The sequence below is a fragment of the Ureaplasma rhincodontis genome (assembly GCF_057537535.1).
Map to the genome: position 1 here is coordinate 1 of NZ_BAAKAX010000001.1, position 25,945 is coordinate 25,945.

Sequence of the window (25,945 nt, forward strand, 5' to 3'; positions counted from 1 at the left end):
GGGTTCAAACCGTCGTGAGACAGGTTGGTCCCTATCTGTCATGCCCGTAGGAAGATTGAAGAGTTCTGTTCCTAGTACGAGAGGACCGGAATGGAGACACCTCTTGTGATCCTGTTGTTTCGCCAGAAGCACTGCAGGGTAGCGACGTGTCTAATGGATAAACGCTGAAAGCATCTAAGCGTGAAGCCAACTTTAAGATTAATCTTCCCTTTTTTAAGTAAAGTAAGAATCGTTATAGACTATGACGTTGATAGGTCAGATGTGTAAGTGCTGCGAGGCATTTAGCTAACTGATACTAATAATTCGAGGACTTAAAATAAATACTTATGAATTTTGATGATTGTATAATATTTAGTTTACAACTATACTATCTATAGTGTGGTGACGTTACTATTGTGGAAACACCTGTTCCCATCCCGAACACAGAAGTTAAGCACAATGAGGCCGACGGTAGCGCAAGTGAGAATAGGAAATTGCCACGCAAAAAAAAGCACCATTATTGGTGTTTTTTTATTGCCCTATATATAGTATTTGGTATATAATTAGATATATTGATTTTATTCGAAATTAAGGACAAATATGTTAATAAATAACAAAACAAAAAATACAAAAATATTAAAAGCGGTATCTACAGATCATAAAATTAAAGGATTTGAAGATATTAAAAAAGAATATACTATTTTTAATTCTGATATGGATACTTACAACATTATTTTAAGTAATGAAAATAATTGTAATGATGAAATCTTCAGAGCATTATCTAAATTCTTTAAAGCTCAAAAAAGAAACCAATTCGATATTGATGCAGATTCATTTTTAGCTTTTATAAACTCTGATGAAGAAAAATTAAATACCATTGCTACTTTAGTTAGAAGTATTGAATATGGATCAGTTACTCCATGAACTTTAAAAACTTCAAAAATTGTAACATTAGAACATAATTTAATTTTAACTGCAAAAGAACATATTAACTATGCTGAAGAAATTAAAGTAGTTTCTGAAGCCCAAACATTTGCAAGACAAATGCAAGACACATCTTCAAATCACATGCAACCTGGTGCTTTTGAAAAAACAATTAAAGAAAAATTCAAAAATCTTAAAAATGTAAAAATTTCAGTTTTAGATCAAGCAGAAATGACTAAAAAAGGAATGGGATTAATTCTTGGAGTAGGTCAAGGTGCTTTAAATGAGATTGATAAACCAAGAATGATGGTTATTGAATTTTTAAACAATCCTGAAGCTAAAGATGATATTAGAGCTTATGTTGGTAAAGGTGTATGTTTTGACACTGGTGGTTTAAATATTAAAACTGGTGGTCATATGAGATGAATGAAATATGATATGTCAGGTGCTGCAATTTCAGCTATGACTATTTATTCATTTGCTAAAAACAATGTTAAGATTAATGCCTATGCAGTTTGTCCATTAGTTTTAAACTTATGTGGTTCAAATGGTCAAAGACCAGACGACGTTGTAACTTCATATAGTGGTAAAACTGTTGAAATTGACAATACAGACGCTGAAGGTAGATTAATATTAGGTGACGCATTAACATATGCTGCTAAAGATATTAATGCTACAATGGTGTTCGAAATTTCTACACTAACTGGGGCTATGACATATGCATTAGGTGAAACATATACTGGTGTTTGAGCTACAAACGACAGAATGTGATCTAAAGTTGAAAAATCAGCTCATGAAGCTGGTGAATTAGTATGAAGATTACCATTCCACCATGATTACTTAGATTTATTAAAATCTAATTATGCTGACATAGCTAACTCAGTTTCTGATCCAAGAGGTGGTTCATCAAGAGCTGCTGCTTTCTTGAAAGAATTTGTATTAGGAAAACCATTTGTTCATTTTGATATTGCTTCAACAGGTGATAAAGGTAATGCAGGAACTGGTGCAATATTACACACTTTCTATCATTTAGCAAAGAGATGTAATAAAACTTGCAACAAATAATTATCAAAAAGTAAAATAAAAAATTATAATATGATTTGTGTTTAATCAGAACTTAAGGTATTAATAAAATATGGAATCAGTTTTACAAAAATTTGATTTAGCTAAAGAGAATAAATTATTTCAAGCTCATCAGTCTAATATCAAAAACTATAAAAAATATTCGAGAATAGCAATTTATGCGCTATTAATTCAAATTTTAATCATTGGCGGTATAGTTATATTGTTCATTCTTCCTTCTAAACAAGTAGGAATAGATGTCGCAGCTAAATTTTTTGATGCTTTTAAAATCAACGAATTTACTGTTTATAACAACGGAATAATTGATTACACCGCAAGGAATGCTTGACAATGAGCATGATTAGAATTTATAATGTTCTTTGGAGTTGTAGGAATAATTAATTTAATTTTTATTTTCTATTTACCAAGCGCTTTCAAACCAGTTAATAAATCATTAATAGGAAACTCTTTCTTATTCTTGATTCCAATTATAGGAACTATTCTTGGTTTAGCAGTAATTAAAGGCCATTATAAGAAATCTAAATTATTAGCTTTCTATCAATAAAATAAAAAAACGGGATCTCCCGTTTTTTTATTTGTATTTTCTAACATTCAATCTATTGTTAAGTTTAATAATGTCGCTATTATAGTCAACCATATAGTTTTTAAGAATTTCTCTAAGTCTATCAATGGCCTCTATTTGAGCTAATATTTGATAATAAGAATGTTTTGTATCTATTATTTCTTTTTTAACCATTAGCAATTGTTTAGTTATATAAACAGTTTCGTCATTAATAATTGTTATTTCACAGAAATTTTGAAAAATTTCAGTAATATATTTTTGATTTGATATATTTTCATTAACAAATAACATTACTCTATAAGCTAATAAATTAATATTATAATTACTATTTTTTATTGATAAAGGAGCATCTTTTGCTAATAAGAAATATTCATTATGTTTATAATCAAATCTTTTCTTTTCTTTAATAAATTTATTGAATACGTCATTTGTTTCTCCGTTTATGACAGCGGCTGATAAATTTAAAATTATTTCAATGATTTCGCTAAATTTATAACTTTCAAAATCAAAAGTTTTTGAGAACTCTCTTTCTTTAATTTTTATAAATTCATAAGTGAATTCATACATTATATTGAAAAAGTTTGATTCAAACAATAAATTTCATTCTTTTTTTTCATTGCCTAATTTATAAACTTCAAGAGCCGCTAATGCATTGTTTGTTTTATTATTTTTCTTCATTGAACAATCTTTCTAATTCATTTTTAATAAATTCTAATATGGACTTAATAGGACCATAGTTCATTCTATTAGGACCAAGAACACTTATTTGGTGTTCTGAGTTGTTAATATTGATTCTAGCTGATGCTATGGCTATTTGTGAATTAGGTATTGACTTATCAAAACAAAGTTGGTAGTTCTCATCATCGAACTTTATTTGTTTTCATATATTACCTTTTTCGATCATTTCTATTATTTTATAAATATTTTTATTATCTTTGAATTCTGGATGTTGAAGAATAGAACTTATACCAACTATACTTTGTTTTGTTTTAGGTACAGCCATCGCGAACATTTTCATAAATATTTCTTGGGTTACATATTCATATTCTTTAACCTTTTTTCTAACAATTTCTTTTATGCTTATTAAATTTGTTTCGATATCTTTTAAAGCGGTTTTGAATAAATATTTATTGAATATATTTATACATACTTCAACGTCTTGAAATTGATTTTCATTAGTTATTTCAAATCTAGCTTTGTTAATACTTCCGGAATTAGTAAACAAAACAATCATTCCATTTGTTTCATTTAATTGAACAGCAGTAATTTTGCTAATTAATTGTGTTTCTGTAAATACATCAGTTTTTGATATAGAAGGAAGATGAGTTATTTCATTAATTATGTTAAGGCTTTCACTTATTACTGTATCTATTCCTTGTTCTCTATGGGTGAATACAGATTTAAGTTTAGATATTATATCTTCTGCAAGTTGAGAAGAACTTGCAATTTGCTCTTCATAAAACTTAAATCCAGCAATCGAAGGAACCCTTCCACTTGAAGTATGTGTTTTTTCTAGAAAACCAGTTTTTTCTAAAAAAGCCATTTCATTTCTAACGGTTTGTCCAGAAATATCTTTTAAGTATTTTTCTACAATAAGTTTTGAACTTATTGGTTTAGATGTTTTACTATATTCTTCGATAATAATTTTAAGGATATTTATTTGTCTCTCGTTTAATAAGTTCATGATTAAATCTCCAAGTTATTTTTTAAATTCATAATTATTTCTTTTGTTGAGTTAAATATTTGATAATCTATAATTTCTTCAATCGCTTCTTCTGATTTCATTTTAAATGAATCTACCATCATTGTTTTTATAATAAGATCAAAATTAAAATCAGAACTATTATTTAATATTTTTATTTCTTTATCGTTTTTAGAATATATAGTTTTTTCTTTAGAAGATACAACATTATAAGTGTTTTGATTTTCTTTAAATTTGATAGTTAAATAATTGTTTTCATCAAGTTTAAAATCATTTAAATATCATTGAACATTAGGAACTTGATTTAAGGATTCATAAATTAGTTTAATTTTAGCTTCTTTGTTTATTTCTTTATAAATGACTTTTTTTAATCAGTTTATTTTAAAATTAGTTATTATTGAAGCACCAATGAAACTCAATATAAAAGAACAAAAAAGACCAGAACCTAATAAAGCTCAATGAGCTAAACCTATTTGCAACTTAATAGAATTAACAGCTCCAAGGATCATAAGTATTACTCCAATAAAAACAAATAATCCTAAATAAATATAAGTTCACAATTTGAATTTTTTAATTATTTCTTTGTTTTTATTAGTTTTTAATGTTTTTCTAACAAATTTAGACCCTATTTTTTTATTATCCAAATCTTTAAAAAATATGTCTATCTCTTTTTTTGATAACATTTAATTTTCCTAATATAATAATAAGTTGTAAAGTTATTATAAACTAATACAAACATTAATTTAAGGTATAAGTAACAATGGATTATAAACTTACTCTTAATATGCCAAAAACATCTTTTTCGATGAAGGCAAATTTAAACAATTTAGAACCAGAAATTCAAAGTTTCTGAATTAACAATGATATTTACAAAAAAACATTGCTGAAAAACAAAAAAAGCAAAACTTTCTTCTTACATGATGGACCTCCATATGCTAATGGAAATATTCACGTAGGTCATGCATTAAACAAAGTTATAAAAGACATCATAATTCGTTCAAAAAATATGCAAGGATTTCACGCTCCCTTTATTATGGGATGAGACACTCATGGTTTACCAATAGAACTTGCAATGTTAAAAAAGAACAAAGACGCAAGAAATTTTTCTACTCTTCAAGTAAGAGAAGCATGTAAAAAATATGCTTTAGAACAAATTGAAAATCAAAAATCACAATTCATGAAAATGGGATTAAACACTGATTTTAATGATTATTATGTAACTTTAAATGAAGATTTTCAAATAGAACAATTAAATTTATTTAACGAAATGATTAAACAAAATTTAATTTTTAGAGACAAGAAACCAATATATTGATCTTGATCTTCACAATCAGCATTAGCAGAAGCTGAAATTGAATATAAAGATGTTGAATCAGATAGTATTCATTTTCTGTTTGAACTTAATGATAAAAAATTCAAAGATGTTAAAGCAATTGTTTGAACTACAACACCTTGAACACTGCCATCAAATAGAGCTATTGCTGTAAATCCAAAATTTGAATATGCAGTGATTTCAGTTAACAAAAATAAATATTTAATAGAAAAATCATTAATAGATAAAGTTTCAAAAGAACTTGAATTTTCTAATGTTAAAGTTATTTCAACACATCTTGGTAAAGAATTAGAAAATATTGAATATAAACATCCTTTTTATAATGATGTTTATAAATTCATATTAGCTGATTATGTTACTAATGATGATGGAACAGGGTTAGTTCATAACGCCCCTGGTTTTGGTCTTGATGATTATTTAGCATGTAAAGAATATGGAATTGAAATATTTTGTCCTATTAATAATTATGGTAAATTTACAAATGAAATTAATGATAAAGAATTAATTGATAATTTTTATACTTCTGTGAATCCTATAATTATTAAAAGATTAGAAGATAATAAATTATTATTGAAACATAAAAAAATAATTCATAGCGCCGCACATGACTGAAGAACTAAAAAGCCTGTAATGTACAGAGCTACTGAACAATGATTTGTCGGATTATCAAGTATTCAAAATAATATAACAGAAGCTTTATTAGAAATAAAGAATAATAATAACCAAAAAACAATCAACAGAATTCAAGATGTAATTTCTAGAAGAGTTGAATGATGTATTTCAAGACAACGTGTTTGAGGTGTGCCTATTCCTATTATTTATGAAGATAACAAACCAATTTTAGACAATGAATTGATTTATAACATTATTGATGTTTTATCTATAAACGGAATAGATTCTTGATTTGATTTAGATGTGTCTAAATTCCTAACTTCAAAATATTTAAATACTAATAAAACATATACAAAAGAAACTGACATAATGGATGTTTGATTTGATTCTGGTTCAAGCCATAATATTATGAAGAAAAGAAATCTTTCATACCCTGCGGATTTATATTTTGAAGGTAATGATCAATTTAGAGGTTGATTTAACTCTTCATTAATAACTGGAGTTATTCAACACAACAAAGCCCCCTATAGAGATCTTTTATCTCATGGTTTTGTTCTTGATGAAAAAGGCCTTAAAATGTCTAAATCAAGAGGGAACATTGTTGATCCTCTTAAAGTATTTAATAATTATGGTGTTGATATATTCAGGCTTTGAGCTGCTAATTCAGAATATAGAGAAGATCAAAAAATTGGAGACAATTTATTAAAACAAACTTCTGAAATCTACAGAAGAATAAGAAATACTTTATTTAGATTCAGTTTGGCTAATTTAGAAGACTTTGACACAGTTAATGATTTACAAAATGAATTTGAATTAGAAGATAAATTTATTCTTAATAAATTAAGCATTTTACTTAATGAAATAGATGAAAATTATAATAATTATCAATTCAGTAAAATTATTAAATTAATTAATGAATTTACTTTGTTCTTATCAAGTTGATATTTTGACTTCATAAAAGATACTTTATATTGTGAAAGCACAGATTCTATAAGAACAAAACAAATAAAAACTGTTTTATATTACATTTTAATTAACTTAACAAAAGCATTAGCTCCTATAATTCCTCACACAACAGAAGAAGTTTATAGAACACTAAAAAATGTTAACGAAGAATCAATTCATTTAGAGTCTTGATTTGAATTAAACAAATTTGTAGAATTTAATGATGCAGAAATGTTTGATAATTTCTTTTCAATTAAGGATAAGGTATACAATTTATTAGAAGTTTCACGTAAAAATGAAATTTTGAAGAAAAATACTGAAGCACTAGTTTCATTCAAAAAAATTAATCTTGATCAAGAACTTTTACAAAAATATTTAATGGTTGCTAAAGTTGTTGTTGATCCTAGTCAAAAAGAAGAAATTCTTATTTCTAACTCTCAATTTAGCAAATGTGAAAGATGTTGATTATTCAAAGAACAAGAATTGTTCGCTAATGTAGATATTTGCATTAGATGTTTAGAAGTAATAGAAAAAAGGTAGTAATGAAATCTTATTTGAGTTTTCTTTTAATTACAACATTCAAGAGATGAAGTACATACATAGCATTCGGATTATATTTGTTATCTGAATGTATTTTGTACTTTCTAATTCCTCCACTTATTGATAAAACAATAGAAGGTGTATTGAGTTATGAAGGAATGGCACAAATGTTATTTATGTTTGGTGCTATTTCTTCTGCCATGTTTGGAATATTTCTATTTAGAAGTCCAATAGATGATGGAACTGAATTATTGATGCTTTCTAAACCATTAAAAAGATCAGTGATAATATGATCAAAAATAATAGTACTTTATATACTTATTATTACTTTATCTTTATTAGCCTGCATACTTGCAATATTCTCCTTTTTAAGGCCAATTGACGCTAATAATGCAACCAACTTGATAAGTGGTACGTTTATATCGAGCTTTATAACTTTTAATTTCTTTTCAGCCATCGCTATTCTTGTTTCAACTTTCTTTAAGAAGGTGATGATCTTTTTAATAACTATAGGAACAGCACTTGCTATGTCTATATATATGCTTATAGCATTTATGTCTACAGCAACTCCAGGATCTGAATTCGAAAAACAAAATATAGAAACAACTCCAATATGTTTAGTCTCTAAAAATAGTACTACTAACAAAATAAGTTATGAGTGATATATTGTGGCTAGAAAAGACAATGTATTACTAACCCCAAAATCATTAACTATTAATGGAAATCCTAAAGATAATCCTGAATTTTATAACTTCCAAAGCTATTTATCAACTAAATATGCTGAAGCTATAAAGAACACTAATATAAAAATTTCTCAGGCTTTTAGTTTGGGTTTACAACTTATTTATATGCTAACTACAAAGACTCAAAATTATTTCTTACAATCTCCAAATGATTTCTTCTCAAGTGATGATTTAGATAGTGCTTTTTCATATAGTTTTAATCCATTATTTAATAAAGAAGTTGATAAATATTTCACAACCAACTTTAAAACAGCTTCATATTCAGAAAACAATAATTCAACAACGTATGTTCTTAATTTAAATAATAAATTTAAATTTAAATTATTAACTGATGAAAAAACATATAAACTTTATTCAGATCTTCCAGATAACATGAAGAGCGGGACATTTGATTTTTCTAAAAAAGATTCATTAAGTTATGTTCCATTATGAAACTCTCAAGAGTTGAATAATAAACCGGCTAGTTTTAGTTTGAATTCTACTAATAACGAAGCCTTATTAACTTCTTTATACACAACATTCTTTAATAAAGAAATTCTTAATTTCTTAGTAAATGATATGCATTTGAATGAAACAAATTTCAATCAAACAATTAATTTACTTTATTCAACAATTTTTTGACAATCAAACTTCTTTGAAAATAATTCTTATAAAACTTTTATTAATAGTTCATCTAGAAGAAAAGCTTTTATGAATTTTTCTAACGAATATAGCAGATTTCAATATTTAACTTATCAATTATTTCAAACTAAAAATATTATTCTTAACACTCTAGCTCCACAAGAAAAAGAATTAATAGAAAAAATAATGATTTCTATATTAAATACTAATGGATTTGATATAGCTATTAACAGAGATTATTTATTTACTGGAGTTCCAACTCAATTCAAAGATCTATTCATTAAAAATGGTTCTAATCCTAATCAAACTGAAGCAAAAAGAAAAGCCAAAAAACTTTTAGCTACTTATAGCCCCTACTTTAATTTATTACCAACTGAAAAATTATCAACCATTAATAATTATAAAGTTTCTGGAAGTTATGATATTTCTATATTAATTCCTTGCTGAACAATAATAACAACTTTAGGGATGTTTTCTTCAGTTGCTATATACGCTAAGAAAGACTTTGCATAGGAGATAAGAGATGAAATCATATATAGTATTTTTATTTAACTCCTTAATTAAAAGAGTTTCTTTTTACATAACAACATTATTGTATTTCTTCATGGAAATATTAATTTTGTTTATAGTTCCATATATTATTAACGCTCCACTAACATATATTTATCTTTTAACTTGATTTTGAAGTATGTTAGTTGTTGTTGGCGCGATAATGACTGTTGTTATTACTACTAATTTATTTAGAAGTAGTATAGATGATGGAAGTGAACTGTTAATACTTTCTAAGCCAATTAGTAGGACTAAAATTTTGTATTCCAAAATTGTAGTTCTATTTAGTGTTGGAATATTAATATCAACAACTTCTTTTTTAATAGGATTATTTACAAGCATATCTCCTAGCAATCAAGATTATTTTTGATTAATAAGTGCTGGTCTATTTGTTGGTACATTAATAATATTCTTATTGTTTAGTTCAATTAGTGTTGTTTTATCAATATACTTTAAAAAAATAATAACAATTATTGGTGTTGTTGGAGTTAATACGCTTTTATTGCTTTATTTATTTGTTTCTGCTGTTACATTAACTTCTCCTTCTTCTTATTTTGAAAATAGAAATATATCTTTTGAAAAAGTTAATGTATTAGAAAAACAAAGAGTAAATATAGACAATAAAAGTGTCTTTAAAACATTTGATGGTGTAATAGGTTTATATAAAAACAAACCTATAAATAATAAGACAACTGTTGAAAATGGTTCACTTCTATTAGAACAAAATTCAGATCCAAGATTATTCTTATCTGATTTTTATAGAATGGCAGTTAAAAACACAAACGCAAGAACAATGTCCATTACTAATTTAATGTATCAATGATCTTCTCTTTATAATTTAATATCTGAAGAATATTTAACAAGAAATTGAGATCAATTCTTATATTTATTAAATGAAAATAGTTCTTCAGTTAATTTCTCTATAAAACCTTCAAAAGAAAATTTATTCATTAATAGTACTCCAGAAGAACTTGATAATAAATATTTTATATTTAAAATAAAGGGTTTTGAAACAGATCCTACTGTTGTTCAATCATTTACTATATCTAAACAAATAGAATCTTTAATATCTCCTGTATTCTCTAAATGAATACATAATGAATATGTTGAAGACAGTTCAAATATTGTTCTTAGAACTTTACCAAATATATATTTGAAATTTGAACTTCCTTCTACAACAAATCAAAATAAACCTAAAGTAAAAATTAATGTAGATTGAAAAACTACAAAAGAAATTGATTTTGATTTATCAAAACCTACTTGAAAAAAAGAATTTGAAACTAATTTCTTAAAACCATTAATAAAGCTTAACGACACTATTAACAATCATTTATTGCCACTTTTAACTTATTTAAATATACCAATAAATGAATCATGATTAAAATCTACAATAATGGCTTCATTATTTTGAAAACAGTTATCGAATGTAAGTTCAAACAACACTCAAAATGTCACTTATAAGAATTTTGAAAAACTAAATGAAACAAAAAAATCAGAAATAGTTAACAACTTCTATTCTGATGTTAATAAATTAGATATGTTGTTATTTAAATATTTAGAACCTCCTGTTGGTTCTTCAATACCTATTTTTGATCTTTCTAATAACATTTCAACTCCAAGTGAAATAGCATTAACTCTATTGGGCGTTTCAAAGAAAATGAATAAAGAAAATCCTTTGATTGTTTCTTTATTAAATCCAAATGAATTAACAAATCTTATTAACAACTTTTCAACACCCGCTGATATCAAATCAGAACTTAAAAAGAATTTTGCTATTGTTAAAAATTCTTATAAATTAATTAATATTAATAACTTAGAAACTGTTTCAAATTTTAGACCAGAATTATTTTTGAGTTACGATTCAATGGCTGCTGGATGAACCGCTTTTGCTATAATATTATCAGCATTCTCAATAGCACTATATTCTAAGAAGGACTTTAGATAATGGAAAATATAAAAAATACTATTAACAATGTTTTTTTAAAAGATAAAAAAGCAAAATTCATTGAAGAAAATTCTTCTTCTTTATTAAAAGTTACTAATCTAACTAAAAGATATAAAAAAAATATGCCACCAGCAATTTCTAATTTAAACTTTGAAGTAGGACATGGAGAGTTCCATGTTTTTATAGGTGGTAATGGTGCTGGGAAAACTACTAGTATTAAATCAATAGTAGGAGCTTATGCTAATTATGATGGCGAAATTAGAATCTCAGGATATTTAAATAACACAGTAGATGCAAAAAGACTGATTGGTTATATTCCTGAGGTTGCTAAATTCCCAGAAGGTATGAGTTCTTATACTTATTTAGTAAGTATGGCTGAACTTTCAGGGATTTCTAAAGAAGAAGCTAAAGAGTTTGCAACTAAAACTCTTAGTGATTTTAAAATGGACAAATTATCTAAAAAATCACCTAATACTTTTTCAAGTGGTCAGAAGAAAAAGATTCTTCTTGCTCAATCTTTAGTTCATAGTCCAAAATTATTGATTATGGATGAACCAGCTGCTAATCTTGATCCAAGAGCTAGAATTGATTTCTTTCAAACTATTAAGAAATTACAACTATCAGGTTGTTCTATCTTTATTAGTTCACATATATTAACTGAAGTTGATAAGTATGCAACACATGCTACTATTCTTGATGGTGGCAAGATTGTGTTTACTGGTTCTTTAAAACAGTTTAGAAACAAACGTAATAAAGATATTATTTTAAAAACAAAAGATAATAAAAAAATATTTGAAATTCTTGAAAAAGAAAAATATGAAGTGAACTGATCTACTTCTAAAGAAGATTGTTTAATAATTTCAAATCTTAATGAATCTAAAACTAAAGAACTATTAACTAAAATTAATGAACTTACAACTATTATGATTTTTGAAAGATTCTTACCCAATCTTGAAGACATATATAAAGAATATGTAATCAAGGGTTCAGTTCATACAATGACTGAAGAAAAAAACAAAATAAATTAAAGAAAAAAAGAATTAAAGCATATATATAATACGGTGGGACTTTAATTCCTTTTTGTTCTCACCAAATAAATTAATGCATAGATTTTATATAACAAGGTTGTTCCTTTCTCTTTGTTCTTTGTTATACGTTTCTTATTTTCTTTCTCAGAGAATCTATGCATTGTGATTCATAAAAAAAGCATTAGATGAATTCTAATGCTTTTTTTGTTACTCATCTAAAATTTTTCCAAATTTTTCAAAAATAAAAATGAAAAATTCAATGTTTTTTTTTAAAATTTCTATTAATGTTGTTATTAAAATATTAATTTGACCAAATTTACGAATTCTCAATTCATTAAAAAAAAGATGTTCAATTCTATTTCTAGTAACTCTTATTCCATTTTTAGTATAAGTAATTGTATCTCAAGGATTAATTTCTTGTTTGTTTTTAATTTTCTGATTATTTATTTCTATAGATTTTTCTTCTAAAAATCAATTTCAAAATTTATTATCAACTATGCCATATTCATTAATTAAATAATCATTTATCGTTTTTCCAAAGAAATCATAAGAATAATTGCATTTAGTTTTATTATTAAAAATTAAATCTTCAATTTTGTCAAGTTCATAATTAACAATCAAAATTGTTTCATTTATTTTCAATTTTTTATTTTTTTTGACAATACTCCCATCTACTAAAACGCTTTGTTTAGCGAAATTTTTGTTTATTTCTTCTATTGTCAAAAACGGAAAAGAATTCATTATGATATCATCTATTCTTTTGCCGACATTTTCTTCATTTATTTTGATACTAATGTTTTTAATTTTGGATATTCTTTGATTTTCTTGAACTTTTTCATTCTCATCTTCAATAATTTTATTTCCTATTTTTACCATCCTTCTTCTTATTCATCAAATCATTTCTTTTTCTGAATTTGGTTTAAAATTATTTAATAATATTGTTTTTATTTCTTGTCCATGGTCTTTTTTTTTAATAAGAAATTCTTCTTTAAATTCATCAAATAAAAATTCTTTATTAGGATTCGATTTTTTTTCAAACCAGTTTAATAGTTCAAAAAATTCATAATTTCTATTTTTTTGAATTTTATCTATTTCATTTTGCTCTATTTTTAGAAAATCTTCTATTTCAAAGGGTTCTTCAAAAAAAGAACCAAATTTAAAAAAATAAAAATTTGAAATTACACAATCAGAACAAGAATAAATATCTTTGATTATATATTTTAACTTAATTCAGACTTTGATATCTTCGGTAAAATTATTTTTTATATACTCTATTGTTTCTTCTCAATTTTTCATTTTCAAAATTCAATTCAAAAATAAAAAATCAAGATTTCAATTAAACATTTTTTCATTAAAGAAAAATTTTTCACTATTGCAATTACAAAGATTCAAATTTGATTCAAAAATTTTATTTCACTTTAATTTTTGACATTTTTCGCATCAAGCAAGCAACTCTTGTAGTTTTAAACGTTCTTTAACATATTCGTTATATTTTTTTCATGTGTTTATATATAATTCACTTTTTTCCAATTTTTCGATTATGTTTTTAAAAATTTTTGAAATTTCATTTAAAAAATCTTTTTTTTCTTCTTCGGTTTTATTATAGATATTAGTAATTTCATTTTCTATGTTTTTAGAAAACAAATCTTCAAAAATTGATTTATCTATTTTGTTTTTTTTCATAATTTATACACTCACATCAACATTTAATTTTCTATTCCGTGAAAATATTCAACTAAAAAAGAAAACAAACTAAAATTGATAAATAAAGCTAAAAGCAAATCGGATATAACTGCAACATCATTTTTAAGGTCTCATCTTTTATAGGTATTGAAAATATTAAAATTATATTCAGCATATTTGCTTCTAAGTTTTCTAATAAACTCACTTTCTTCCATAGTTAAAAAAACCATATCAAACATATTAATGATTTTATTTTCTTCTTGTAAAGAAAAATTTTTTAATTCATTTTTTTCTAAAAGTTCTTTGATTAAATTAAAAAATTTTTTGCTATCTTTTTGAACGTTTTTTAAATCTTTTCAATGTTTATTCTCTCTAAAAAGATCTTCTGAAATAAATGATTCATTTAAAAAATGATTTAATTTAAAAAAGTAAAAACTTGATTTTACAGAATCACTTGAAGAACAAACACTTTCAAATAAAGCCTTAGCTCTATAATTTATATTTGTTCTTGCTTCAACGTTTCTGTTATGGATGTTTGTAAAACTTTCAAAATCATTTTTAATTTTATAAAGTGAATTACTTCAAGTTCTTATTTTTAAAATTCAATTAAAAAATAATAAGTCAATATTTTCAATAAATAACTCTTTATTAAATTTAATTTTTGGTTCTTTACAAGAACAAAAAGAAAGTATATGTGATTTAAGATTATTTCAAATTATAAACTTATCATTTATAACTCATCCACAATAATCACATATTGTTAATAATTTAGTTATTTTTTTTATATTTTCTTCTGGTTCTTCAATTCTTGATTTCATTTTTAAAAACAAGTCTTGTTCTTCCAATTTTTTCGCAACATCTTCAATTTTTTCAAAAAATCTATTTAGTATTACAAACTTTTCTTCATATTCTTCTGTTTCCATAAAATCAGATATTCTTTCATATAAATAATCTGAATCTTTGAATTCTTTAAAAATTGAATTATTTAATTTATATCTATTCATAATCTATTTACTTCTTTTAATTGTTTCTATATAATATTTAATCTTAATAACATCGGTTAAATTAATTCCACTAATTCTTGATGCTTGATCAAGTGTTAATGGTTTTATTTTATTAAGTTTATCTATTGCTTCTAATGAAATATTAGGAACTTCTTTATAGTCACTTATTTTTTCTAAAGAAAGTTTCTTGTTTTTATTAATTCTTTTAATAGATTCTTCTTGTTTTTTAATATAACCTTCAAACTTAACTAAGATTTCAGTTTTCATTATTATATAAAAATCTATATCGAAATTATTAATATCTAAATAATTAATAATATCTTTTAGTTTAACATCAGTTCTTTTAAGAAAATCAAATAGGCTTTGATTAGTTTTTTTATAGTTATATTTAAGTTCTTCTACTTGTCCAACTGTTCTTTCTTTAAGAACAGAAATAATCTTATTGATTATGTTTGTTTGTTCTATATAAATAGAGTATTGTTTGTCATTTATTAAACCAACATCATGACCATATTTAATTAATCTATCATCAGCATTATCATTTCTTAAATATAATCTATGTTCTGCTCTTGAAGTTAAAAGTCTATAAGGTTCTGAAACTCCTTTAGTTACAATATCATCAATCATTACTCCGATATAAGATTCTTGTCTAGATAATATTAATGGATCTTTATTATCTAAGAATCTAACAGCATTAATACCAGCTATTAAACCTTGTGCTGCAGCTTCTTCATATCCCGAAGTTCCATTTATTTGACCAGCAGTAAATAAACCTTTGTATTTCTTAATCATAAGCGTAGCATTGATTTGTAGAGGATCTATGGCATCATATTCAATAGCATAGGCATATTTAACTATTACAGCATTCTCAAAGCCAGGAAGGCTTTTAATCATTTCATCTTGAACGTATTTAGGCATAGAAGTTGAAAAACCAGCCAAATATTTTGTATTCAATGATAAAGATTCAGGTTCTACAAATATTTGGTGTCTTGGTTTTTCTGGAAATTTAACTAGCTTGTCTTCTATAGATGGACAATATCTTGGTCCTATCCCATTAATCATTCCACCATACATAGCAGATTCGTTTATGTGTTCATTAATAATCGAATGAGTTTTATCAGTTGTATGAACTATATAACAATCAACTTGATCTTTAAGATCCATGAACTTTTTATCGAAATGAGAGAAAGATCATTTACCTTTTGAACCGGGTTCTATTTGCATATTTGAATAGTCAATAGAACTATCTAATATTCTTGCAGGAGTTCCTGTTTTTAATCTAATAAGGTTTAATCCAAGATTGGCAAGATTAGTAGAAAGTTCAGAAGCTCCTTTAAGGCCTTCTGCTCCTATTTTTTCATTATGATCACCTTGATGAACAACAGGCTTTAAATAAGTTCCTGTTGTTAATATGACCACTTTTGTATTAATAATAAAATTTTCAAGTCTTATGCCTTTGATTTCATTTTTATTATCAAACAATAATTCTTTGGCTTCTGTAATAATAAGGTCAAGATTTTTTTGTTTTTTAACTTCTTCTAAAAAAACTTCATGATATTTTATTTTGTCTATTTGTGCTCTTAAAGCTCAAACTCCTGGTCCTTTAGAAGAGTTTAGTAATTTCATTTGCAATTGGCACTTATCAGCAATCTTACCTTGCATTCCTCCAAGCGCATCAATTTCTCTTGTAACTACTCCTTTTGCAGGTCCTCCAATAGAAGGGTTGCAAGGGGTGAGCGCTAATGATCTTTCGTGTAAAGTAACAAGCGCTGTTTTTTTATTAAGTTTAGCTGCAGCAAAAGCGGCCTCTAAACCTGCATGACCAGCGCCTACAACTACTACATCATAATCTTTTGTTTTCATATAAATCTCTTTCTATTATCATTTATTTTGTAAATTTGAAAACACTCTATCAACTTGAAATCTTAATGCACTTATAACGCCAGTAAATAAGAATATATAAATTGGTGTTTTTACACATTCTTTAATGATTCTTGGCAATAAGTAATAAATAACGCCAAATTTAAGATAACTATTTGGTTGTTTTCCATTCATAAATTTATAGTATTCTATAGCGCTTATTGGTCCTAATAAAAATGAAAATATTAAAGTCATTATAATACAACACAAAGCGCCATACATAAAGTAAATAAAGGTTTTTGTATTACTATATGTTTTCATAAAATAATACTTCCTTATCATTATAGTTTCTACTATTCCTAAAAAAATTATTATTAGAGTTAATATGAATCATCTAACAACTTCGTTAAAAGTTTCAGATAGATGACCATATTTAACTAATCTTTTAAATAATTCAGAATTTGGATCTGTAAAGTGAAACATTAATCCCAAACACACTGCAGCAAAAGACAATATAACAATTTGAAAAAATATGAAATCTATTCATATTTTTTTATTAAGTTTAAAACTTAATAACGCTATAGCACCAATCAAACCAGATATGAAACCGACCATTGGCTCTTGAATGGCATATAATCAAAACCATAAATAACCATGCATTAGAAAGTTTAATGAATCAGTTATAAATCCAAAGAATAATCCAACAAAAGGACCAAAGAATCATCCAACAACCATTGTTGGCATTCACCCAAAACTCAAAGAAATACCAAAAGCAGGTATTGGTATTGATAAAGCACTCAAAACAAAAGACAACCCCATCATAGAAGCAATTATGACAATTAGGGTTGTTGATTTAAATAACTTAAATTTGTAAGTTGGAAAAAAGAAACTTAATATTAAATCTCTTTTTGTTTTTATTGTGTTTTCAGTTTGAACAAAATTATTTTTTTGTTTTCAAATCATAAGTTAAAAACCAAATTTAGAAAATCCAGTTTGATCATTGCTTATGTCGAAATCTCTAGTTCCAGCACGTATGTCTGAAATATAAGAAGATAATAATTCATTTAATCTTTCAACATCTGTTTTGGGGTTTAATACAAAACCTAAAACAATGATTAAACAAGACAAGAAACCAAAACCAAATAAAACATAATTTGAAATTAAATAGGCATTAACAGCTCATTCGTATTTCAAGTTATTATCACCAATTGTTGTTGAGTCATTAGGAGTTATGGGATTAGGATCACTCAGAGTTTGATCAAATACTGTGTTTAATTTAACTATTGTTGAAATATCAGAAAACATAGGCAAAATAACAAACATTAAAACTATTATTGAACTTATTAATGAAAATCTAAATCTAGAATTATCATTCTTTCATGATTTAACTAATGTGAAAATGGTAACACCAAGCGTTCCAAGTAATATTAATGAATCCAATGGGAACGGACTTCTTAAAAGAGGAATAGTTTGTGCATTAATATTTGAACCTGTTGGTGGAACAAATCAAATTTTAACATTTTGAGAGATTATAAAGTTGTAAGCAAAAACAACAAAACCAATTATAACCAAAGCAGCTATTAATCCTATAAAAATGAATTTAAGAATTGGTATTGCTTCTGGTTTTGATTTAAATTTATAAACAGAACCTTTTGAAATATCATAATTCAAAAGCATTTTAGCTTGTTGAGTTATCATTGCTTCTTCAAAATCATTTGTTTTTCAATTATTTTGATTATTGAAATTTGAATAATTAGAGTAATTTGAATCATCCTCTTTTTTTGATTCTTCATAATCTTCTAATTCAATAGGTTCTTGCTCATTAGAAACTTTATTGTTTTTATTTAACAATTCATCAAGATTAATATCTAAATTATTTTGAAGTTTAGTTTTTAAATAACCAATATCATCTTCAATAAGATCTTCATCATTTGTTAAATTTTCTGTTTTAACAAATTTTTCAGAAGTAATAGTTTCATAGGCAACAATGAATTTTGAACCTACATTACTTAGTTTGTCTTTTTCTTCGATATTAAGTATATAGCTTATATATCTAATAATATCTATTTTGAAATCTTTATTATTAGATAAATACTCTTTGGTTGTTTGGTTAATTACAATTAAATCTAAATAAGATATTAATTTATCATAACAGTTTCCATAAACATCATTAGTTTTTTTATCTGTGTTCATAAAGCATTCCTTTCTTTAAAAAACTCTTATCAAAAAGCTTTTTAACATTATAAACTTGTTTAAGTTTTCATTTTTTATTTTTATATCTAAACTATGTAAACCAGAAATAATAGATTCTATTTTTTCTAAATCTCAATTTTTTAATAAACTATTTTGTATTTTAATAACAAACGGATTAATTTTAAAAATGTTAGAAATCTCTGTATCAATAATATTATAATCAATTTTTGCTTTTTTGATAAGTCAAGAGTTAAAAAATTGTGTACTTAAAATGTTAATAATTTGAATGGGATCATGTTTTTGTTCATACATGTTTTCTAATAAATTTATTAAATTAGTAAGATCTTTTTTTAATAAATATTCATGTAATTTAAAAACATTTATTTCTTGATAAGATGAAATTAAATTTTTAGCTAAATCTAAAGTTATTTCATCATGAACTAATAATTTGTTGATTTCTTGCTCTATTATTTCTAAATTATTTCCAAGAGAAAGACTTAAGTAATTAATTAGGTTTTTATTTATTTTAATATCTTTTTCTATGAATTTATCTTCTATATAAGAAGAAATGTTTTTTGAATTATATTCTTTAAGAATTTTTATATCTTTATCATCAAATAAAGATTTAAAATCTTTGTTCTTTAATAATGTTTTATCAGTTATGAATATTATAGAAATTTCAGTTTGATTATTTATAAATGATTCAAGTTTTTTCAAAATCTTAAATTCTTTTTTGAATGTTTCTAATTTATTTAAAAAAGAAGAGTTTCAAACAACAAAAACCTTTTCATTATAAAATAAATCATTTTGAGAGATTTCTATTAATAACTCATTGAAATTCTTTTCATCATAATGAAAATTTATAAACTCTTTATTAGTTTTCTTTTTCAAATCATCTATATGTTTTTTAGTTAATGTTAAAGAGCTAGAATTTAAAATTTTCATTATTTATAACCTTATTTTTCTATTTGTTTAATTGGTTTTTCAGTTAATTCGTCTTTTTTAGTTGTTCTTAAAACATAAATAGCTATAAAGACGATAAGCAATAAGGCGCCAATGGAACCAACAACAATAGCAATTATAGTTCCTTTTGATATTATTTTTACTGGAATATTAGTTAAAGTAATATCCTTATAAATTTTAGGTTTTTTAATTAAGTCGCCTGTTTTATCATCATAGTAATTACTTAGTTCATAATCAAACTGAATAGTTTTTTTGTTTTTTGAAATTCTTTTATTTGTTATTTTTATTTTTATAGGAAGTTCAAAACCATAAAAATAATTAGTCAAAATTACATTTTTTAAATCAATGTCAGTGAATTCTTCTGCTCTTGATGGAATTTCAATAAAATTTTTCATTAATTCATAATCAAGTGTTTTAGAAGGTTCGCCATGATAAATCAAATTAAGATTTTTAACTTCAAATTTTATAGGTTCTGTAGATGAAGTAGTAACTATTCCATTATTCAATATGTTAGTTGCTCTTAATTCAAAACTGGTTGCTTGACAATTTGCAGGTTCAGAATTGTATTTAAGTTCTAATTTCGTTTTCAAAGATGGATTTTTGATTTCTAATCCTGTATATTTTATAAATGTAAGAACATCGTTGCTATATTTATCTTTGATATCATCTGAATTTAATTTATTAATTATTATTTGCAAATCATTATGAAGGGTTATAAAATTTTTATTTATATCTTTAAAATCAAAAATTAATTTTTTGGCAGTTATAGTGGTTTTTAAAAATGGCAAAGTGTTTGTTGGTATTTGAAACTCTAGATTACTACTTGTAGTATATTTATTGTTTATTTCAAATGAAACTTTAATTGTTTGTTTTTCTGTTGTTATATTTAAACTTCTTAATATATTCACATTATTAACTACATCATTTGGAGCAGAAGTTTTTTTGAAACTAAAATATGAATTTTTTTCACTATTTGGAAGTGATGTAAATACGGTTTGGAATTGCAATAAACTGTCACAAAGTTTAGCAAGATTTTTGAATTTTTCCAATTGAAAAACAAAAGATACATCAGTTTTTGAGGTTGGATAAAGTGAGGTTTGATTATTTGCTAATCCAATTCTTAATCATTCTTTTGAAGTGTTAAAAATATTTGGTAAATTGAAGTTCTCTTGATTAAAAGCGTTAGTTGTACCAAAAGTAGAAAGCTTAAATGCATTATCTCCTATTTTTTTACATGTTGAAGAAACAAAAGCAGAATTTAATTTAGTATTAGAAAATGCTAATGTTCCAATTTCTTCTAATATTTTTGCGTCATGTAAATTAATCGAAACCAAATCAAGATTATTTTCAAAAGCACTATTGCCTATTCTTTTTATAGTAAAACCATTTAAAGTGGCTTTTGTAATTTTATTTCCTTTAAAAGCACTATTGCCTATTTCTCTTATTTCACTAATTTTAAGATCTAAATTAGTTAAATTGCAATTTTCAAAAGCTCCTGCTTGAATTGTTCTTATGTATTTAGGAAATAATACCGAAGTTAAATTAGTAAGACCATTAAAAGCATTAGCAAACACATCTACTAATCAGTTCGCTTTTGACATGTCTACAATAGTTAGTGTATTTTTTAGTTCAGGACTTGAAAAAGCATTTTCTGCTATTCCTTTTACGTATAAATCATTAATTTTAAGCGGAATAGTAATTCTTGTAGGAGAAGGTTTAGTTATTGTATCAAATCCTGTAATCAAACCAGTAGTTTCATCAAAAATCAAACCTTCTGGTGTGGTGATTACTTTTTTAGTATTTAAAGTTTTTTCATTAGAATAATCATTTTTTGTCTTATTATTTTGATTAAAAGACAAAGCAGAAAAAATACTTATAGGTATTAATAAAGAAGTTGATAAATAAAAAAATCTTTTTAGTTTCATAATTTAACCATCCATAGATAATATAAATTATAATTTTTTTTTGATTAAATGCCAAAGTATATATTTTTTGAAGACTAAATATAATATAAAATATATTGGGGTGTCAGAATGAAAATTAAAGTTAATCATAAAAATTTAGAAAACAAATCTGATAAATATGTAATAAAAGATATGATTAGAAAAAATTGAAGAGTGGATTCATTTTTTTCTAATGAAGAAAATATAAAGAATATTCTAATCTTCTTTTATAAATATTTAGAAAAAACCGCAGATACAAAAACACATATATACAAAGACAATAAACTAGTGTCAATTGTTTATTCTATATGTTCTAAAATTGAACCAAAAGGTTTTAAATTTGAAAATTTTGATAATCTTGAAAAGAAGTTTAGAAATGTTGGTCATTTAAAAGACCTTAATAATTTCAAACACTTTAAACATTTTTTTTCTACGAAATTTTTATTTGAGTGAAATCACTCTCATAATTTAATAGAATCTGGTGTTTTATTAGCAAAATTTGTTGATTTGTCAACAAACGAAAACAATGATGTGCTTGATGCTTTCCATGAGCAAATCAAAGAACTTTATAAAAATAAAAAATGAAAAACAGCATATTATTTTGATTTTGAAACTCAAGATCAAAATTTCACAAATTATTTTAAAACAATATCAAGACTTAAAATAAAAATAGAATCTGAATTCTTTTGTTGATATGAAACATATGTAAATCTTAGTGATAAGATCGGTTTTAATGATAATTTCTTCAAACTTCAACCTAATCATATTTATTACGAAAAGCATATATCTCATGATAAATTTAATAGAGACAAAAACTTCTTACTTATCCATGGTTTAGCATCTTCTTCAGTTACGTTTAACAAAATGGTTGATTTTTTAAGAGGATATGGAAACGTTTATTTAATTGATTTACCATTACATGCTAAATCTAACGTTCATCCTCTTAATGAAATATATTGAGATGCGGTGAATATGGGAATATATGTTTCTACGTTAATCAAAAAACTTGACTTGAAAAATCTAATAATTTGAGGTCATAGTTTTGGAGCTGCAATTGCTATGGTTCTTTCATATTTTATGAAAGAAAGAATCAAATCAATAATATTAGAAGATGCATATAACCCCCAAGCTTTAACTAATAGAAGAGATTTTTTTAAATCTCTTTCTTATGCTGCCATTAAAGGATTTGAATTCAATAAAAAATATAATCTCTCACAAGTTCAAAAAGATATGACTGAACAATTTGAAGAACATAATCATAATTCAAATATTTACAAACCAATTACTTCTAGAACTATATTCTTTTTAAACAATTTATTATTTGAACCTGTAAGATATTTTTTAGATTGAATATATACAGAAAACACCAATATTGATACATTAGTTTTATATGGTGTGTATGATCATGTTATTAGCACAGACGAATCAAAGAAATATTTTGAAAGTTTAACTGATAATTATATATTTAAAACTATTAAATATGCCTCACACTCTGCACACTTAAATAATCCATTAGATGTATATAAAGAAATATCTTCTTTCTTAATAAACAAAAGTGGATGAACACAAAAAAGATAATAAAAAAGCATCAATACAACTTGATACTTTTTTATGTAGTATGTTACTGTTTTTGAGACTAATATCTTCTAGTTTTAAAATTACGTTTTCTAGATTCTTTAGCTTTTTCTTTAAGACGTAATCCAGGTCTTAAATAAAATTGATGACGTTTAGTATCTCTTTTAGTTTCATTAGAAATTCTCTTGAATCTCTTAATAGCTTTTTCTAGATCGCCATCAACGTTGATTCCTCTTGACAAAGTAACTCACCACCTTTCTATTGATTTACATGTTAATGATTATATAATAATTATTAATATGAAAACAAACTATTTTATAAAACAAATAAGTTCCAAAGATAATGATATTTTTAAATCTTTAGTCAAATTGAGAACTAAAAGAAATAAAGAACTGTTCATTATTGAAGGACATAAAATAATCTTAGAAGCTTTTGCTCATAACTATGAATTTGAATATATAGTTATTAATGAACAAAAAGAAACAAATATTATTAATAAAATTAATAATACTAAACTTATTTCTTTGCCTGAAAACTTATATAAAAAATTATCTATAAATAAAGATCCTAGCGAATGCTTGGCTGTTGTTAGAACTAAACAAACTGAATTAAAAGATTACGAAAATTATAAAAACATATTGTTTTTAGATAATCTACAAGATCCTGGTAATGTAGGAACCATAATAAGAACAGGAGCTGGACTTGGGGTAGATTTAATAATTTTAAATAATTGTGCTTATTTAACGAATGATAAAGTTATTAAATCTTCAATGGGAGCTATATTCAAACAAGATGTTTTAGAAGTTAATGGTATAGAAGAATTAAAAAATATCAAATCAAAAGGATTTGATTTGATATCCACTACATTAAGTGATAAATCTATTTACTTAGATGAGTTCAAACAAGAACTAAATAAGAAAGTTATTATTATAGGAAATGAAGGTCATGGAATTTCAAAAGAAATTCTTGATTTAAGCAATATACATATAAAAATAAGATTACATAATAATGTTGAAAGTTTTAATGCAGCTATTGCTGCTTGTATTGTTATGTATGAATTGATAAATAAGAAATAATATACAAATATTAATGTATATTATTTCTTTTATTTTCTACCTGATAAAATAAATTCATGAAAAATAAAATATTAAAGTTACTAACTAAAGATTTTAAAAAAAGTGAATCTTATTTTACTGAAGATGACAAATGAGATTTAACTAGATTTAACGTTTGTTCTGAATTTATTATAGATATGTTGTTAAGAAGTTTATTTGAAAACAGCATTTTAGAAATCAATGATGAATATTATAGATTGTCTAAAATAAAATACAAAGAAAAAGTTAAAGTTGGAACTAGAAAAACACAAGACATCAATGCAATTAAACAATGATGTGGAATTAATTTGAATTCTAAAGAATTAAAGAATATTGACAAGTTGGTTTTAGAAGAAATTTTAGTTGAGCTTGTAAATGAACATTTTGAAAATAATAAAAAATATTTACTTGAGCATTCTAATAAAAAAGCAAAAAGAATTTATTATGAATGAAGTGAATATTATAAAGATTATTTAAATAAAGATATAAACAATAAAAAAATCTTAAATCTTATTGATGAATTGGATGAAGTTTCAATATTATCTGATAAGAATTTTACTTATACGAGCGTTGAAAAATTAAAAAATGAAATAAATAAAAAAACATTAAAGTCAATCAAAAGAGATGAAATTGTTTCAATTTTGCTTAGAAACAATTATTCTGAAAATGTTGATGAATTTTTAAAAATGAAAAATGTAGAAAAAGATTATTTAAGAAACACTTATTCAAACAAAAGAAATCTTATTCATAAATGTCATATATTAGAAATTAAAACTATAAAAAAATTATATTTTGATGAATTGATAACTGCTTCGCAAGCCATAAAATACGCTCAAGATCCAGAAAATTGTTTAATGCTTGAATCAAATATTCACAATCTTTGAGATAGTGGAAATATCAAATTATTAGAAAATGGCATCTTTGTTAATGTTGATTTATCCCCAGAAGAATGAAATTTGTTAAACATAGAAAATAAATCTGTTTTTTCAAAAAATAATGTCAATTTCTCAAATCATAAAAAATATTTATTAAAAAGAATAGCTCATTAACAAGAAAAAAAGCCC

At 24.5% G+C, this 25,945-nt stretch carries 20 protein-coding genes and 2 rRNA genes; 11 read left to right on the forward strand and 11 right to left on the reverse strand.

What is annotated here, in order from left to right; genetic code table 4:
- The 4 genes from AC27EK_RS00005 to AC27EK_RS00020 all read left to right on the forward strand — a co-directional run.
- A 23S ribosomal RNA gene (locus tag AC27EK_RS00005) occupies nucleotides 1-319 on the forward strand; the annotation flags it as partial.
- Nucleotides 320-377: 58 nt separating this feature from the next.
- A 5S ribosomal RNA gene (gene rrf / locus AC27EK_RS00010) occupies nucleotides 378-482 on the forward strand.
- Nucleotides 483-579: 97 nt separating this feature from the next.
- Nucleotides 580-1,968 (forward strand): leucyl aminopeptidase, encoded by a 1,389-nt coding sequence (locus AC27EK_RS00015; protein WP_487231320.1) that lies wholly within the window; start codon nucleotides 580-582, stop codon nucleotides 1,966-1,968.
- Between the two features lie 70 nt (nucleotides 1,969-2,038).
- Nucleotides 2,039-2,530: a hypothetical protein gene (locus AC27EK_RS00020; protein ID WP_487231321.1), complete on the forward strand. Its 492-nt coding sequence runs from the start codon at nucleotides 2,039-2,041 to the stop codon at nucleotides 2,528-2,530.
- Between the two features lie 27 nt (nucleotides 2,531-2,557).
- On the opposite strand, the gene AC27EK_RS00025 is transcribed toward AC27EK_RS00020, so the two are convergent.
- From AC27EK_RS00025 to AC27EK_RS00035, 3 genes are read right to left on the reverse strand one after another with little or no spacing between them, the layout of a single operon-like run.
- Nucleotides 2,558-3,226, reverse strand: coding sequence for a hypothetical protein (locus tag AC27EK_RS00025; RefSeq protein WP_487231322.1), 669 nt, complete (start codon nucleotides 3,224-3,226; stop codon nucleotides 2,558-2,560).
- Complete coding sequence (gene hrcA / locus AC27EK_RS00030) at nucleotides 3,213-4,232, reverse strand: heat-inducible transcriptional repressor HrcA (protein ID WP_487231323.1); 1,020 nt, start codon at nucleotides 4,230-4,232, stop codon at nucleotides 3,213-3,215. Before hrcA ends, AC27EK_RS00025 begins: the two co-directional genes overlap by 14 nt.
- Before the next feature lie 2 nt (nucleotides 4,233-4,234).
- Nucleotides 4,235-4,933, reverse strand: coding sequence for a hypothetical protein (locus AC27EK_RS00035; RefSeq protein ID WP_487231324.1), 699 nt, complete (start codon nucleotides 4,931-4,933; stop codon nucleotides 4,235-4,237).
- Between the two features lie 77 nt (nucleotides 4,934-5,010).
- Between AC27EK_RS00035 and ileS the strand changes: the two genes are divergently transcribed.
- Genes ileS through AC27EK_RS00055 form a run of 4 tightly spaced genes read left to right on the forward strand, consistent with a single transcriptional unit; the run spans nucleotide 5,011 to nucleotide 12,566 of the window.
- Nucleotides 5,011-7,680, forward strand: a complete 2,670-nt coding sequence (ileS, locus tag AC27EK_RS00040) for an isoleucine--tRNA ligase (RefSeq protein WP_487231325.1) — start codon at nucleotides 5,011-5,013, stop codon at nucleotides 7,678-7,680.
- A gap of 2 nt (nucleotides 7,681-7,682) precedes the next feature.
- Complete coding sequence (locus tag AC27EK_RS00045) at nucleotides 7,683-9,557, forward strand: ABC transporter permease (RefSeq protein ID WP_487231326.1); 1,875 nt, start codon at nucleotides 7,683-7,685, stop codon at nucleotides 9,555-9,557.
- Between the two features lie 10 nt (nucleotides 9,558-9,567).
- The gene (locus tag AC27EK_RS00050; RefSeq protein ID WP_487231327.1) at nucleotides 9,568-11,538 is read left to right on the forward strand and encodes an ABC transporter permease; all 1,971 of its coding nucleotides are present in this window, start codon (nucleotides 9,568-9,570) and stop codon (nucleotides 11,536-11,538) included.
- Entirely contained in the window at nucleotides 11,538-12,566 is a 1,029-nt protein-coding gene (locus AC27EK_RS00055) for an ABC transporter ATP-binding protein (protein ID WP_487231328.1), read from the forward strand. Before AC27EK_RS00050 ends, AC27EK_RS00055 begins: the two co-directional genes overlap by 1 nt.
- Nucleotides 12,567-12,773: 207 nt before the next feature.
- Here the strand turns inward: AC27EK_RS00055 and AC27EK_RS00060 are convergent, their stop codons facing one another.
- The 7 genes from AC27EK_RS00060 to AC27EK_RS00090 are packed head-to-tail and all read right to left on the reverse strand — an operon-like array spanning nucleotide 12,774 to nucleotide 22,194.
- Nucleotides 12,774-14,249: a hypothetical protein gene (locus tag AC27EK_RS00060; RefSeq protein WP_487231329.1), complete on the reverse strand. Its 1,476-nt coding sequence runs from the start codon at nucleotides 14,247-14,249 to the stop codon at nucleotides 12,774-12,776.
- Between the two features lie 23 nt (nucleotides 14,250-14,272).
- A complete protein-coding gene (locus AC27EK_RS00065) occupies nucleotides 14,273-15,253 on the reverse strand; it encodes a hypothetical protein (RefSeq protein ID WP_487231330.1) in 981 nt (326 codons plus the stop codon).
- Between the two features lie 3 nt (nucleotides 15,254-15,256).
- Complete coding sequence (gene mnmG, locus AC27EK_RS00070; RefSeq protein ID WP_487231331.1) at nucleotides 15,257-17,116, reverse strand: tRNA uridine-5-carboxymethylaminomethyl(34) synthesis enzyme MnmG; 1,860 nt, start codon at nucleotides 17,114-17,116, stop codon at nucleotides 15,257-15,259.
- Between the two features lie 15 nt (nucleotides 17,117-17,131).
- Entirely contained in the window at nucleotides 17,132-18,076 is a 945-nt protein-coding gene (locus tag AC27EK_RS00075) for an ECF transporter S component (RefSeq protein ID WP_487231332.1), read from the reverse strand.
- 3 nt (nucleotides 18,077-18,079) lie between these two features.
- The gene (locus AC27EK_RS00080; RefSeq protein WP_487231333.1) at nucleotides 18,080-19,306 is read right to left on the reverse strand and encodes a hypothetical protein; all 1,227 of its coding nucleotides are present in this window, start codon (nucleotides 19,304-19,306) and stop codon (nucleotides 18,080-18,082) included.
- Between the two features lie 15 nt (nucleotides 19,307-19,321).
- Nucleotides 19,322-20,251, reverse strand: coding sequence for a DNA polymerase III subunit delta (gene holA, locus AC27EK_RS00085; protein WP_487231334.1), 930 nt, complete (start codon nucleotides 20,249-20,251; stop codon nucleotides 19,322-19,324).
- A gap of 11 nt (nucleotides 20,252-20,262) precedes the next feature.
- Nucleotides 20,263-22,194, reverse strand: a complete 1,932-nt coding sequence (locus tag AC27EK_RS00090; protein WP_487231335.1) for a leucine-rich repeat domain-containing protein — start codon at nucleotides 22,192-22,194, stop codon at nucleotides 20,263-20,265.
- Between the two features lie 108 nt (nucleotides 22,195-22,302).
- Between AC27EK_RS00090 and AC27EK_RS00095 the strand changes: the two genes are divergently transcribed.
- Nucleotides 22,303-23,790: an alpha/beta fold hydrolase gene (locus tag AC27EK_RS00095; RefSeq protein ID WP_487231336.1), complete on the forward strand. Its 1,488-nt coding sequence runs from the start codon at nucleotides 22,303-22,305 to the stop codon at nucleotides 23,788-23,790.
- 58 nt (nucleotides 23,791-23,848) lie between these two features.
- Here the strand turns inward: AC27EK_RS00095 and rpsU are convergent, their stop codons facing one another.
- Nucleotides 23,849-24,028: a 30S ribosomal protein S21 gene (rpsU, locus tag AC27EK_RS00100; RefSeq protein WP_487231337.1), complete on the reverse strand. Its 180-nt coding sequence runs from the start codon at nucleotides 24,026-24,028 to the stop codon at nucleotides 23,849-23,851.
- A 58-nt stretch (nucleotides 24,029-24,086) separates the two neighbouring features.
- Between rpsU and AC27EK_RS00105 the strand changes: the two genes are divergently transcribed.
- A complete protein-coding gene (locus AC27EK_RS00105; protein WP_487231338.1) occupies nucleotides 24,087-24,863 on the forward strand; it encodes a TrmH family RNA methyltransferase in 777 nt (258 codons plus the stop codon).
- A 56-nt stretch (nucleotides 24,864-24,919) separates the two neighbouring features.
- Entirely contained in the window at nucleotides 24,920-25,930 is a 1,011-nt protein-coding gene (locus AC27EK_RS00110; RefSeq protein ID WP_487231339.1) for an HNH endonuclease, read from the forward strand.
- The last annotated feature ends 15 nt before the right edge of the window (nucleotides 25,931-25,945 follow it).